This is a genomic window from Streptomyces botrytidirepellens (genome assembly GCF_003721215.1).
GTDB lineage: Bacteria > Actinomycetota > Actinomycetes > Streptomycetales > Streptomycetaceae > Streptomyces > Streptomyces himastatinicus.
Genome location: NZ_RIBZ01000814.1, coordinates 1 through 14,425 on the forward strand (window position 1 = coordinate 1; position 14,425 = coordinate 14,425).

The following is a 14,425-nucleotide window of genomic DNA, read 5'->3' on the forward strand; positions in this document are numbered from 1 at the left end:
AGCTGAGCCCCGCACCCCACGACCGCGCCCGCCGCCTGGTGGCGGCCGCCCGCGAGGCCGTCGCCACCGGTCAGCCGCACTGGGTGCGCGAACTCGCCGCGCGGGCCGGCGCGCTCACCGACGACCCGGCGCTGGTGGCCGAGGCGTCGCTGCGGGTCGGGCAGGTGCTCACCCTGAGCGCCGAGCACGACACCGCGCTGACGCTGCTGACCCGGGCGGCGGAGGACCCCCGGCTGCGCCGGACGGCCGTCGGCCTGGCGTCCGTGGCCGGTTTCTACTCCGGCGACGAGGACCACCGGCTCGCCGTCCGGGCACAGGCGCAGGGCGATCCCTGGACGCTCGCCGTGACCGACCCCACCGAAGCCCGCTCCGAACGGGTGGCGGCGCTCCCGGCGTTGGTGGAGCGGGCCGACGGCGACCCCGCCCTGCTCAACTCGCTCGGCGCGATGGCGTGGCTGCTCGACGAGACGGCGCTCGCGGTACGGATCTTCGACGACGCCCTCGACCGCTGGCGGCTGCGCGGCACCCTGCCCACCGGTCTGGGCTGCACCGCGGGGTGGGCGTACCTGGACCACGGGCTCTGGGCGCAGGCCCGACTCGCCGCCACGAACACCGCCTCCTCCGTCGCCGGGCTGCCCCACCTCGAAGCCGCCGTACGGTCCCTCGAAGCCGCCCCGCTGGCCCTGACCGGACGGACCGCCGAGGCCCGCACCGCCGCGTCGGCCGCCCTGTCCCTGGTCGACCCGCACCGCAGCCGCGCGGTCGCCGTCCGCGCCCGCTGGGCCCTGGGGATGGCCGCCGTCGCCGAGGGCGACCAGACGACCGCGTACGAACAGTTCCGGCTGCTGTTCACCCCCGACGGCGACCCCGTCCACTACGCCTGCTCGCACGCCGGAGTCGCCGAACTCGCCGCCGCGGCCGTACGCACCGGTCACCACGCGGAGGCCGCCGCCATCGTGGAACGCACCGAGAAGCGGCTCGCCGACGACCCCTCACCCCGGATGCGCGCCCTGATCCACCGCGCCCACGCCCTGCTCGACCCGTCCCGGGCGGAACCGCACTTCACCTCGGCCCTCGCCGACCCGGCGGGCCGTCAATGGCCCTTCGAACGCGCCCAGATCCTCCTGGACCACGCCGAATGGCTGCGCCGCGCCCACCGCATCACCGACGCCCGCCCCCTCCTCCACACCGCGCTGGAGACGTTCCGCCGCCTCGGCGCCCACCCCTGGACCGACCGCGCCCAGGCCGAACTCCGCGCCGCCGGCGTCGACCCGGCCCCCACCGCCCCCGACGCCCTCACCTCCCTCACACCCCAGCAACAGCACATCATCCGCCTCGCCGCGAAGGGCCTGAGCAACCGCGAGATCGGCGAACGCCTCTTCCTCTCCCCCCGAACCGTGGGCTCCCACCTCTACCGCAGCTTCCCCAAACTCGGCGTCACGGCCCGCTCCCAACTCCGCGACGTGCTGGAGGCTTCCGGGCAGTCCTAGACACCGGCGCGCCTGCGATGATCAAAACTGATCGCATGCGAAACTTGATGCGCACATGCAAACGTGAAACGCATGTGCGTTGACAAGGGGGATGGGGAACGTGGCTGTCACGGTGCCGGATTGGGCCGACACGCTGCTGGATGTCATCGGTGTCTCGTGGCCGAATATCGATGAGGATGCTTATCGCGATATGGCGGACTCCCTGCGGGAGTTCGCCGATGACTTGGAGGACGACGGGCAGCTCGCCAACGGGCATGTGGAACGGCTGCTGTCGTCGGGGTACGGGGAGGCGCTGGACGCCCTCAATCTCCATTGGGGCAAGGTCAAGGGCACCCACATCAAGGACATCGCGTCGGCGGCGCGCACCATCGCCGGAGCGCTGGACACCGCGGCCACCGCGGTCGAGGGGATGAAGGGCGCGGCGCTGGTCCAACTCGGCTATCTGGCCAGCGAGGCCGGTATCGCGCTGTCGCTGATCCCGGTGACCGGCGGGCTGTCGGCGCTGCTGGGCGCGGGGGCGATACGGGCGACGCAGGAGGCGGTCCGGCGGCTGATCAAGGAGTGCGCCGAGGAAGCGGTCGGCTACATCGTCGCGGCGCTGACCGAACCGGCCGTCGCCGCCCTGGAGAACCTGGCCGCCGACCTCGTCGTCCAAGTGGGCTCCACCGCCATGGGGTTGCAGGACGGGGTGGATCTGGGACAGGCGCAGCAGGCGGGCAAGGAGGGGTTCAAGGGCGGGGTGCAGGGCGCGAAGGAGGGCATGCACCTGGCCTCCGCGGACGGCCCCGGTGGTGGCGGTGGCGGCAAGTCCAAGGGCCTGCGCATCGACCACAGCGAGCATGACCACGCCTCCACTCAGCTCAGCGGCCTGAGCGTCAACTTCCGCACCAAGACCGCCGGAAAGCTGAGCAAAGCGAAGTCACATCACAGCCGCACCCGCGGGCGGGACAGTATCGCGGAGGCCATCGACCCGGTCGCGGACAAGGCCGTGGGCGCTCTGGAAAAGGCGCTCAAGACCATGGACGACCACGTCACCACCAAGCTGCCCAAGGCCGTCAAGCAGATCTCCACCGACAACAAGCACAACGACATCGACATCGGTGCAACCTTCCACAGGAGGGACCGCAACAACGACGGCTGGAAGGCGCCCAACGGTGGCAAGGGTGGCGCCTCCCACGTCAAGCCGAACTCGATGCGCGACGTCAAGGACGATCCCCGTGGCAAGGGCATCCCGCTGAACAAGCGGCACTGTGCGACCGACCCGGTCGACATGGCCAGCGGGGAGATGGTGATGTCCCAGACGGACCTCTCCCTCCCCGGCGTACTGCCCCTCATCCTGTGCCGCACGCACATATCCGGCTACCGCTACGGCCACTGCTTCGGCGCGAGCTGGGCCTCGACGCTCGACGAGCGACTGGAGGTGATCCCCGAGGGCGTCGTGTGGGCCCGCGAGGACGGCTCGCTGCTCCTCTACCCGAGCCTGCCTCGCGACGAGGAGGAGCAGATATGGCCCCTCGAAGGCGACCGTTTGCCGCTCACCTACGTCGGCCGGACGGAGCTGGGCGACGTCACCTACGCCGTGACTGACCCGCGCTCCGGCCTGGCCCGGCGGTTCACCGGCAACGCCTACCATTCGAGCGAGCTCTCCTGGCTCCGTGAGATCGAGGACCGCAACGGCAACGCCATCCAGATCAGCCGCGATCAGGACGGACTGCCCACCACGGTCCTCCACGAGGCCGGATACCGCGTCCTGGTGACCACCGACGCGGAGCTGGGCCGGGTCACCGCACTGGCCCTGCACACCCCGGACGGGCCCGTCCGGTTCACGTCCTTCGGCTACGACGACCGCCGCAACCTCGACGCGATCACCAACTCCTCCGGCGCGCCACTGCGGTTCACGTATGACGACGCGCGACGCGTGACCTCCTGGACCGACCGCAACGACTACACGTACAGGTACGTGTACGACGCGGCGGGCCGCGTGGTGGAGACCATCGGCCCGGACGGCGCGCTCTCCTCCCGCTTCTCCTACGACCCGGCCAACCGCATCACCCGGTTCACCGACTCCACGGGCGCGGTCACGGTGACCCGATTCAACGGTCGCGGCCAGGTCATAGCCGAGACCGATCCGCTGGGCCACACCGTTCACTTTGAATGGGACCGCTGGGACAATCTGCTCTCCCGCACCGACCAGCTCGGCAACACCGCCCACTTCACCTGGGACGACAACGGCAATCTCACCGCGGTCCGGTTCCCCGACGGACGGCAGTCGACGGCCTCCTACAACGCACACCATCTGCCGGAGGCGCTCACCGGCCCCGACGGTACGACTTGGCGGCAGACCTTCGACGAGCGCGGCAACCGAACCGCCATCATCGCGCCCGACGGCACCTCCACCCGCTTCACGCACGATGTGACGGGTGCGCTGGCCACCGTCACCTACCCCACCGGTGACACGGAACGGCGCACCAACGACCACGCCGGTGTCACCCTGTCCGTCACCGACGCTCTCGGCGGCACCTATGCGGTCAAGCGCGACGCTTTCGGCCGACCGGTCGAGAGCGTCGACCCCGCGGGAGCGGTCACCCAGCTGGAATGGACACCGGAAGGATGGCTGTCGCGCCGTGTGACACCGGACGGCGCGACCGACTCGTGGACCTGGGACGACGAGGGCAACTGCCTCTCGTACACCAACGCCCTCGGCGCGGTCGCCCGATTCGACTACACGCGGTTCGACCGGCTGGCGGCCCGCACCGGCGCCGACGGGGTGCGGTACGAGTTCACCTACGACACCGAACTGCGCCTCACCGAGGTACGCAATCCGCAAGGGATGTCCTGGACGTACACCTACGGACCGTCCGGACTGCTGATGTCGGAGACCGACTTCGACGGCCGCACCTCCACCTACGCGTATGACGCGATGGGGCGGCTCACCACCCGCGTCACCCCGCTCGGCCAGCACATCTCGATGACGTTCGACCCCCTGGGCAACGTGCTGGCGAAAGACGCGGACGGTGTCGTCACCCACTACACGTACGACGCCGGAGACCGGCTGACCCAGGCCGTATCGCCCACCTCGGCCGTCACACTCGAACGAGACGCGATGGGCCGGCTCGTGTCGGAAACCGTCGACGGCCGCACCATGCGATACGGCTACGACACCGCAGGCCAAATCATCTCGCGCACCACCCCCACCGGGGCGGTCACGGAGTTCGCCTACGACGCCGGAGGCAACCGGGTCCGCGTCTCCACAGCCGGCCACACCCTGGACTTCACCCACGACGTGCTGGGCCATGAACTCCTGCGCACCTTTGGCCCGCCCGATGCACCCATCACTCTCGCCTCGGGCTGGGACGAGATCGGCCGTCTGACGTCCCAGTCGGTGTCCACCGCTACGCGCACGCTGCGCTCACGCACCTACGGCTACCGGACCGACGGTTTCCTCACTTCCAGGACCGACGAACTCACCGGCCGCAGCACGCGCTTCGACCTCGACCCGGTGGGACGCCCGCTGAGCGTCACCGCCGAGAACTGGACCGAGAGCTACGCGTACGACGCCGCGGGGAACCAGACCCTGGCCGAGTGGCCCGACAGGGCCCGCCGCACCGAGAGCCGCGGCGAGCGCACCTATGAGGGAACCCGGGTGCTCACCGCGGGCAAGGTGCGGTACGAGTACGACGCCGCGGGGAGGGTCGTCCTGCGGCAGAAGACACGGCTGTCGAGGAAGCCCGACACCTGGCGCTACGAGTGGGACGCAGAGGACCGGCTGATCTCCTGCACCACCTCGGACGGCGCGATATGGCGGTATACGTACGACCCGCTGGGCCGCCGCACCGGAAAGCACCGGATGGCGGACGACGGCCGCACCGTGCTCGAATCCCTCCACTTCAGCTGGGACGGCAGCACTCTGGCCGAACAGACGGACCCGGCCACCGGTCTCACCCTCACCTGGGACTACGAGGGCTACCAACCGCTTGCCCAGCTCGAACGCCGACTGGACCCCGAGTCCGCGCAGGCCGAGGTGGACAGCCGCTTCTTCGCCATCGTCACCGACCTCATCGGCGCGCCTACGGAGCTGGTCGACGAGTCCGGTGAGATCGCCTGGCGCGGGCGGTCCACCTTGTGGGGCGCCACGTCCTGGAGCCGAGGTGCCGCCGCGTACACCCCGCTCCGGTTCCCGGGCCAGTACGACGACCCGGAAACCGGCCTCCACTACAACTACTTCCGCCACTACGACCCCGAGACGGCGCGCTACACCTCACCCGACCCCCTCGGCCTGGGTCCGTCACCGAATCCGGTGGCGTACGTCACCAACCCGCATACGCGGATGGACCCCGAGGGACTGATCGCCAAGGGGTGTACGGAGGACGGCGGATGGTGGGGCGGGCTCATTCCGGCCAACTCTGCGAAGTATCCGGAGTCCATGGAAATCAACCACATCCCATCCAAGGCGGCATGGAGAGATATCACCGAGCCCGGCATCTACCGGGCAGGTAAGCCGCACAGGAAGCAAAGGGTTCGGTACGGTCCGTCCATCCGCATGACCGAAGCGGACCACGACAGGCTGCGTAGCACCGATAGTGATATCCAGGCGCTGGCTTGGCAGGAGTGGCAGCGGGACTTGGTCAATCAGGGACGTATCACTGAGGCCATGAAGATGGATATCGATGACATTAGGCACAAATTCCCCGGCAAGTACGACAAGCATATCGAAGATATGGTGGCAAGCCTGAAGGACAACAAGCCCCTTCAGGACATGCTTGCGAGGCGCGGCTGGTCCATTGATGCTGATGCCTTGCTGAAGTGATGTGACGTTGAAGGAGTGGAAGTGGAAATCGAACTGTTGCCGCATGCCGGGGTTGCGTCGTTCCGGCTCGGCATGTCCTTCGATGAGGCAATGGCGGTGGCCAGGCAGTGGGACGGTGTTACGCCCAGTCCGGCCGAGGAGCGGCCGCCCGGAAAGTTCATTGTCCGGAATGAGGAACTTACGTTCAGGTTGATTCTCAACTTCCGTGAGGACGAATACCTGAACTCCATCGTGGTGCGACGTTTCAAGGACGAGGACGCGGATGTACACGTCCTCCTCGAGGGGCTGGACGTCTTCCGCACACAGCCCGAGGAGCTCCAGGAGCAGCTAGAGCAGCGGGGGCACACCGTGGAGGAGAACGACTTGGGCTATGACACGGTGCCGGATCTCAACATCATCTTCTCCAATGAGAGCAGCTACGAATACCCCGTCGACGAAGAGGGGGACCCTCTGTACTACGACTCCGTCCTGATCGCGGACAGGATCACGTACTGAACGTGCGGGGCCGGAGCGCGCGGTCGACCAGGGGGCCCGCGGCGCCGGTGTAGTGGGACGGGTCGCACAGGGCGGCCAGTTGCGCGGCGTCGAGAGCCACCTCGGGCAGGTCGGTGAGGACCTTGGCGAGGGGCCGGCCGGTTCGTTCGGCCTCGGTCGTCGCCGTGTCGAGCAGGCGTCGGGCCGCCGCCTTGCCCAGGCGGGGGGCGAGGACGGCGGCGATGCGTTCGGAGACGATGCGGGAGCCGGTCAGCTCCAGGTTCTCGGTCATCCGCGCGGGCCGGATCCGGAGGCCCTCGGTCAGTTCGACCGCGGTGTGGGCGGCGCCGCCGGTGAGGCGGAGGCATTCGCGCAGCAGTTGCCACTCGGCGTGCCAGCCGCCCGCCGAGCGTTCGTCCTCGGAGAGCAGGCACTGGGTCAGGCCCGTGGCCAGTGGGGGCACCTGGAGGGCGGCGCTGCGGAGGAGGGTCGCCAGGACCGGGTTGCGTTTGTGGGGCATGGCCGAGGAGCTGCCGCGGCCGGGGGCGGTGGGTTCCTCGACCTCTCCGACCTCGGTACGGGCCAGCGACTGCACATCGACGGCAATCTTGCCGAGGGCTCCGGCAGTGAACGACAGGGCCGAGGCGAGGTCGGCGATCGGGGTGCGCAGGGTGTGCCACGGCAGCGCCGGGCGGGCGAGGCCGGTTTCGGTGGCGAACGCTGCCACCAGGTCGTCGAGGTAGGCGCCGGGCTCGACGGGCCCGGCGTACTCCAGGTAGCCCGCCAGGGTCCCCGCGGCTCCGCCGAGGGACACCGGCAGGTTGGTGTCCGCGACGGTGCCGATCCGGTGGCCCGCCTCCCGCAGCAACTCGCGCCAGCCCGCCGCCTTGAGCCCGAAGGTGGTGGGGACCGCGTGCAGCGCCAGGGTGCGGCCCGCCATCGCGGTGTCGCGGTGTTCGGCCGCGAGCCGGGCCAGGGCGCGGGCGGCGGTGTCCAGGTCGGCCCGGATCAGCCGGAGCGCGGTGCGCGCGACCAGCATGGCGCCGGTGTCGAACACGTCCTGGCTGGTGGACCCGCGGTGGACGTATTCGGCGGCGGCCGGGTCCTCCGCCGCGACCACCTCGGTGAGCGCCCGTACGAGGCCCACCACCGGATTGGCGGTCTCGCGTGCTCCGACGGCGATCGCGCGCAGGTCGAGGCGCTCGGCGCGGGCCGCGCGGGTGATGGTGTCGGCCGCGGACACCGGCAGGGTGCCCAGCCGGGCCTGGGCGCGGGCCAGCGCGGCTTCGGCGTCGAGCATGGCCTGGAGCCAGGCCGTGTCGCACACCGCCGCCTCGGCGGGGGTGCCCGCGCGCACCGGCGAGAGGAGGCCCGCGTCGGTCAGGGGGTCGCTCACACGATCACTCCCGTGAGGTGGGTGCCCCCGGCCGCGGTGAGCCGCGCGGGCGTCCGCGGGGCGGGGGACAGGGACAGGATGGTGCGGGCGATCGCGTCGGCGTCGCCGAGGCTCACCGAGTCCACGCCGGGGCGTATCCCGGCGGCGGTCACCCAGTGCACCGACTCGGTCGGGACGCCGTAGGCGAACCGGCGCGGATGGGCCCGCCCCTGCGCGTCGACGACATGGCACGGCCGCTCGGTGACGGCGAGCCCGCCCGTCTCGTAACTGATGCCGCGTTCCCCCTCGATCCGGTACGGGCGGCACTGCTCGGTGAGCAGCAGATGGCGCAGCAGCGGATCGGCGGCGCGGCGTACGTCGGGTACCGGCAGCCTGGCCTCGATCAGATGCCGCGACCGCACCCGCTCCCCGGGGACCAGGGTGGACTGGGCGACGAAGGCGGGCCGTTCGGTGTCGATGCACACCTGAGTGCCGGGGCCGGTGACCTCGAGGATCCCGGCCTCGATGAGCGCGATCATCTCCTCGATGCGGGAGGCCGGCGGGCCGATGGACAGGAACGCGTTGAGCGGGGTGTACCAGCCGTCCAGCTCGTCCAGATGGGAACCGCCGTCCAGACCTCCGTGGTCGACGACCAGGCGCACTTCGTTCCGCAGGTCCCGCAGCACGTCCAGCGCCGCCTTGAGCGGGCCGTCGACGTTGCCCGCCTTCGCCTCCGCCACGTCCCGGGCCAGGTGGCCCAGCAGCCAGGCCCGGTACTCCGCCCGGTCGGCGAACTCGCGCCCCGCGCAGGGTTGTTGGAGTCGCACCCAGTCCCAGCGGTCGCCGGGGGCGATGCCGTACGCGTCCAGGAGCGCGGCCCGCTCCTGGTGCGACGCGGTCAGGAAGCGGTCGGTGAACGGTCCGGGGTCGGCGCCGCGGGAGGCCAGCAGCGCGGCGTAGTAGACGCTCTCCACCTCCGCCGCGATCAGCGGCCACACATCGGCGCGGAAGCGCACCCGCTCGCCCGCCGCGGCGCGGCGGCGCAGCCCGGCGATGGCCTCGGGGGTGAGCAGCCGCGGAACGTGGCGCCCGGAGGCGCCCTTCTGGTTCTCCCCGCGCGCGTGGTACGGCACCCCGCGGCGCGAGCTGGCGAACATCGTCGGCTCGCGCCCCGAGGGCCGGTACACCAGGCGGTCGCCGACGCGGTCGAACACGCCGCCGCGGCCGGTGGTGAACAGCGCCATGTGGTCGAAGAAGGTGAGGCCGAGCCCGCGCAGCAGTACCGGCTCCCCGGCTTCGACGAAGCCGGTGTCCACGTCGGCCGGGTTGGCCGGGGTGAGATAGCTGAGGTGGTGGATGCGGGCCAGGCTGGCGGTGCGCTCCTCGCGCGGGGTGAGGTGGGCGGGGAGGTGGCCCAGGGCCAGGACCACGGCGTCCAGTTGGTGGATCCTGGTGCCGTCCGCCAGCCGGATGCCCTGCGGCCCGCCCGGCACCCCGCTGGTGTCGGCCATCGCCACCGCGCGCGAACGGTGCACCCTGAGGGTGATGTGTTCCGGGGCGCGCGCGGCCACCCGCTGGAAGCTGTCCAGTAGATAGCGGCCGTAGAAGGCGCGGGTGGGGTACGAGTCGGGGCCGAGCGCCCGGGCCTCGGCGAGCGTGGGCGTGTCGTACTCGCCGGGCTCACCGAACCGGGCGAGGCTCCGCGCCCACTCGTACAGGCTCGGACCCGGCTCGATCGGGCCCTCGATGCGCACACTGTCGTCGGTGTACACGGTGATCTGGGACGCCACGGTGTTGGTGAGCAGATGGCGGGACTGGCCGGGGCGCCACACCGCGCCCGCGCCGGGCGCCGCCGGGTCGACGACGTGCACGGTGATGGTCTCGTACGACCGTGCCGCGCGCTCGTTGGCGCACAGCCGCTCCACCACGCACAGCCCCCGGGGTCCGGCGCCGACGACGCACACCTCCAGATGGCCGCCGCTCATCGCCGCGCTCCCGCGCCGCCGGATTCACCTGATCCGTGCGCCATGTGGTCGTGCGGTTCCGTGGCGGGCATCGCGGACAACATCTCGATCCTCGCTCTCGCTTCGGCTCCGAGCGGGTGCCTCGGTCGGGTGCTCTCCCGCGCGAGCAGCGTAATCCGGGAGGTGTGTTCCGGCATTCCGCTGGAATGTCCCCAGTTGCCCGGCCGCCCGCGTTCCGGTGGCCGGTGCGGAGATCGCCGGGCGGCGCGATGGGCGCAAGGCCCTGGCAGGCGCCGTGTGCGGCGTGGTGGAGCCAGGGACGCGGCGGCGTGGGCGGGCGGGGTCGCCCGGCGGCGACCCAGTTGCCCACCGGGGCGGCGTGGTGCCCGGGCGTCAGGGGCGGGGCGGCGCCAGCAGTTCGCGGGCCAGGGCCTCGCCCCACCACCGCTCGACGGCGTCGGGCAGCCAGCCGCGTTCGACGGTGAGGGTGGTGTAGACGTCGATGGTGCACAGGGCGGCGTAGACGTCGACCGCGGCCGCGATGTCCAGGCCGCTGCGCAGCGTGCCGGTCGGCCAGGACGAGAACACCCGCACCCGGGTCTCGTCGCCCCGCCTCCGGCCGTCGCGGTACGCCGTGGCCAACTCGGGCTCGGTGCGCGCAGCTTCCCGCATCAGCGTGATCACATCGCCCGCGCGCTCGAACAGCCGCCGGTCGTATCCGGCCATCGCGGCGAGCTGCCGGGCGGGCTCGGTCCCCGGGGCCTCCAACTCGGTGAGCATGCGCGACGCGTCGGCGGAGAGGTCGGCCGCGTCCGCCACCGCCCGCATCAGACCCGTCTTGTTCCCGTACGCCGCGTACACCGTCGGCACCGACACGCCCGCCTCGCGGGCCACCTCGCGCACGGTCGTCCCGGACCAGCCCTGGGCGACGAAGCAGGTGCGCGCGGCGCGGGCGATCTCCGCCCGGGTCTGCTGCGCCTGCGCCGTACGGCGGATCGAGTCGTAACGGCGTCGGCCCGGCTCTGAACTCACGGTCTCCCCTTCGGTGTTGCCATTCACTTGTCGCTGCCTATAGTGAATATATGTTGCGTAAAATCAATGAGGCAACCGCCATGGGCTTCCCCCGGATCTGCGGGTTCGCCGCCCTCGGGTTCGCCGCGATGATCACCCTGAGCAATGCGATCCAGGTGCCTGCCGGGCTGCCGGCCGCCGGTGCGGAGCTGGGCGAGGTCGTCGCGTTCTTCGGCGCCGAGAGCCGCATCGTCGGCATCGGATCGGCGCTGACCCCCGCCGCCTGGGTGCTGGCCACGATGTTCGGCGCGGGGGTGGTGTCCGTGCTGTGGGGGTCCGAACGGCGCCGGGACGAGGCGTGGTCGCTGCTCGGCCTGGCCGGTCTGGTCCTCCAGAACGCCGCGTTCGCGGGTGTCATCGCGATCCGCCTGGCGCTCACGTCCACCACGTCCACAGTCACGGAGGGCAACGGCGCGACCGCCGGGCTCTGGGCGCTGCACGATGCCCTGTTCGCCCTCAACGCGACCTTCCTGGCGCTCGCCCTCGTCGGGCTGTCCGTCGGCGGACTGCGTGCCGGGCTCATACGGCGCTGGCACGGCCGCCTCGGGCTGGTGTCGGCCGCGCTGCTCTTCGCATCGGCCACCCTCACCACGTGGTTCTTCGGCCGGACTGATGCCTTCGGGCTGCTCGGGCTCGTCGGGTGGCTGCTGTGGGTGGTGTGGATCGTCGCGTACGGCGTCACCCTGATCCGGCTGAACCGGGAATGCGCGCCATAGCGCATTACGCGAGGAAGGGGGAAAAGAAAAAACCCCGGCTGCCTTGAGTCCGGGGAGTTCCGCTGCGTATATTGGGGATTTGTGTGCCTGTACGCAATCCAGGCACATGGAAACTCGATGAAGTCATCATATCCAGCGGGAGTTGAATTGTCAAACGCGGAATGGCGCCAGGAACAGGAATTCATCGACCTGCTCCATGCGCGTCTCGCCGAGCTGCGGGCCGGGGCCGAGGAGGCGGTGAGTGACGCCCTGTCGATGGAGGGGCGGAACTTCCAGGCGCGGCTGGAGCGCGATGTGCTGGTGGCCGAGCGGTCCGGGCTGCTCGCCGCGTTCGACGCGGGAGAGCGGGGGCTGTGCTTCGGGCGGCTCAAGTTCCGTGACGGCCGCGACCACCACATCGGGCGCATCGGCATCCGGCGCGACGACGCGGAACGCACCCCGCTGGTCATCGACTGGCGGGCCGATGTGGCGCGACCGTTCTATCTGGCGACCGGGCACACTCCGATGGGGCTGCGCCGCCGGCGCCACATCACCACCGAGCGCGGGCAGGTCACCGGCCTGCACGACGAGATCCTGGACCTGGCCGACACGGTACGGACCGGGCACGAGAACAGCGACGCGGACGCCGTGCTGCTCGCCGCGCTCGACTCGGCCCGCACCGGCCGGATGCACGACATCGTGCAGACCATCCAGGCCGAGCAGGACCGGATCATCCGCGCCCCGCACCACGGCGTCCTCGTCGTCGAGGGCGGCCCCGGCACCGGGAAGACCGTGGTCGCGCTGCACCGCGCCGCCTATCTGCTGTACGCGCAGCGCGAGCTGCTGGCCCGCCGCGCGGTGCTGGTCCTGGGGCCCAACCCGGCGTTCCTCGGCTACATCGGCGAGGTGCTGCCCGCGCTCGGCGAGACCGGTGTGCTGCTCGCCACGCTCGGCGAGCTGTACCCCGGGGTGACGGCCACCGGCACCGACACCCCGGAGGCCGCCCAGGCCAAGGGCCGCGCCACCATGGCGGACGCCCTGGCCCGCTTCGTACGCGACCGGCAGGCACTGCCCGACCCGGAGATCGTGATCGACCACGACGACGGCGACCTGGTCCTGGATGCGGACATCGCGAGCGACGCGCGGTGGCGCGCACGCGAGACCCGGCTGCCGCACAACCTGGCCCGCCCGCACTTCGCGTTCAGCGTCATCGACGGGCTGACCGCCCAGCTGACCGACCGGATCGGCGCGGACCCGTACGGCGGCCCGAACCTCCTCGGTCCCGACGACATCGCCCAGCTCGGCAAGGCGATCGCGGCCAGCCCCGAGGTGCACGCCGCCATCGACGAGCTGTGGCCGCAACTCACCCCGGAGCAGCTGGTCGCGGACTTCCTCACCGACCCCGTCCACGTCTCCGACGCCGACGCCGCCGCGATCCGCCGCACCGGCGGCGAGTGGACCCCGGCGGACGTGCCGCTGCTGGACGAGGCCGCCGAACTGCTCGGCGAGGACGACTCGGCGGCCCGCGCCGCCGCCGAGGGGGCGCGGCTGGAGCGCATCGAGTACGCGCAGGGCGTGCTCGACCTCTCCTACGGCTCCCGCACCCAGGAGTTCGAGGACCGCGACGACGACGAGTCGGAGGTGCTGGCCGCCCACAACCTCATCGACGCCGAGCGGCTGGCGGACCGGAACGAGGAGGCCGACCACCGCAGCGCCGCCGAACGCGCCGCCGCCGACCGCACCTGGGCCTTCGGCCACATCATCGTGGACGAGGCCCAGGAGCTGTCCCCGATGGCGTGGCGGCTGCTGATGCGCCGGTCCCCGACCCGTTCCATGACGCTCGTCGGCGACCCCGCGCAGACCGCGGAGCCGGGCGGCTGCGGCTCCTGGGCCTCGATCCTCGCCCCGTACGTCGAGGACCGCTGGGAACACACCCGGCTCGGCGTCAACTACCGCACCCCGGCCGAGATCATGGCGGTCGCGGCGGAGGTGGCCCGGACCGCGGACCCCGCCTTCGAGCCGCCGCGTTCGGTCCGCGCCACCGGCGTACGCCCCTGGGCGCGGCACACCGACGACCTGCCGGGCGCGGTGGCCGACGCCGTGGCGCGGGAGTCGGGGGCGGAGGGCCGCCTCGCGGTGATCGCCCAGCGCGGCCACCACGACGCCCTCGCGGCCGCGCTGCCGGAGGCGTCCGCCGGTCGGTCCCCGGACCTGACCAGCCCGGTGGTGCTGCTGGACCCGCGGCAGGCCAAGGGGCTGGAGTTCGACACGGTGATCGTGGCCGAGCCGGCGGAGTTCGGGACGAGCGACCTGTACGTGGCGCTGACCCGGGCGACCCAGCGGCTGGGCGTGGTGCACACCGGGACCCTGCCGGGTGCCCTCGCCGGGCTGGGCGAGCCGGGGGATGCGGCCGTTGCGCCGGAGCGGTGAGCCGGACCCGGCGGTGCGCTGAGCCGCGCCACCGGCGCCGTACGCCGTGGGTGGCAGCCGCCGCCCCCGCCGGTCGGCCCCGCTCCGGCAGGCGGCCGCACGGGACGGGTACGGGCTGG

8 protein-coding genes are annotated in these 14,425 nt (G+C 71.6%); 5 read left to right on the forward strand and 3 right to left on the reverse strand.

Annotated features, from left to right (window positions below; all coding sequences use genetic code 11):
* The 3 genes from EEJ42_RS54040 to EEJ42_RS41880 all read left to right on the forward strand — a co-directional run.
* Nucleotides 1-1,490: LuxR C-terminal-related transcriptional regulator (locus tag EEJ42_RS54040; protein ID WP_281291629.1), on the forward strand; the 1,490-nt coding region annotated here is incomplete at its 5' end.
* A 100-nt stretch (nt 1,491-1,590) separates the two neighbouring features.
* Nucleotides 1,591-6,297 carry a DUF6531 domain-containing protein gene (locus EEJ42_RS41875; protein ID WP_123107384.1) on the forward strand — a complete coding sequence of 1,569 codons (4,707 nt, stop codon included), beginning with the start codon at nt 1,591-1,593 and terminating at the stop codon, nt 6,295-6,297.
* Between the two features lie 21 nt (nt 6,298-6,318).
* Nucleotides 6,319-6,792 carry a hypothetical protein gene (locus tag EEJ42_RS41880; protein ID WP_123107379.1) on the forward strand — a complete coding sequence of 158 codons (474 nt, stop codon included), beginning with the start codon at nt 6,319-6,321 and terminating at the stop codon, nt 6,790-6,792.
* Here the strand turns inward: EEJ42_RS41880 and EEJ42_RS41885 are convergent.
* From EEJ42_RS41885 to EEJ42_RS41895, 3 genes are all read right to left on the reverse strand, one after another.
* The gene (locus tag EEJ42_RS41885; RefSeq protein ID WP_123107380.1) at nt 6,782-8,167 is read right to left on the reverse strand and encodes a nitrosuccinate lyase; all 1,386 of its coding nucleotides are present in this window, start codon (nt 8,165-8,167) and stop codon (nt 6,782-6,784) included. The genes EEJ42_RS41880 and EEJ42_RS41885 overlap by 11 nt on opposite strands.
* The gene (locus tag EEJ42_RS41890) at nt 8,164-10,131 is read right to left on the reverse strand and encodes an FAD/NAD(P)-binding protein (protein ID WP_123107381.1); all 1,968 of its coding nucleotides are present in this window, start codon (nt 10,129-10,131) and stop codon (nt 8,164-8,166) included. Before EEJ42_RS41890 ends, EEJ42_RS41885 begins: the two co-directional genes overlap by 4 nt.
* 372 nt (nt 10,132-10,503) lie before the next feature.
* Nucleotides 10,504-11,142, reverse strand: coding sequence for a TetR/AcrR family transcriptional regulator (locus tag EEJ42_RS41895; RefSeq protein ID WP_123107382.1), 639 nt, complete (start codon nt 11,140-11,142; stop codon nt 10,504-10,506).
* Between the two features lie 50 nt (nt 11,143-11,192).
* On the opposite strand from EEJ42_RS41895, the gene EEJ42_RS41900 reads away from it, so the two are divergent.
* Together EEJ42_RS41900 and EEJ42_RS41905 are read left to right on the forward strand one after the other, a co-directional pair.
* A complete protein-coding gene (locus EEJ42_RS41900) occupies nt 11,193-11,897 on the forward strand; it encodes a 2-oxoglutarate/malate transporter (RefSeq protein ID WP_246097709.1) in 705 nt (234 codons plus the stop codon).
* A gap of 117 nt (nt 11,898-12,014) precedes the next feature.
* Nucleotides 12,015-14,306, forward strand: coding sequence for a HelD family protein (locus EEJ42_RS41905; protein WP_123107383.1), 2,292 nt, complete (start codon nt 12,015-12,017; stop codon nt 14,304-14,306).
* The last annotated feature ends 119 nt before the right edge of the window (nt 14,307-14,425 follow it).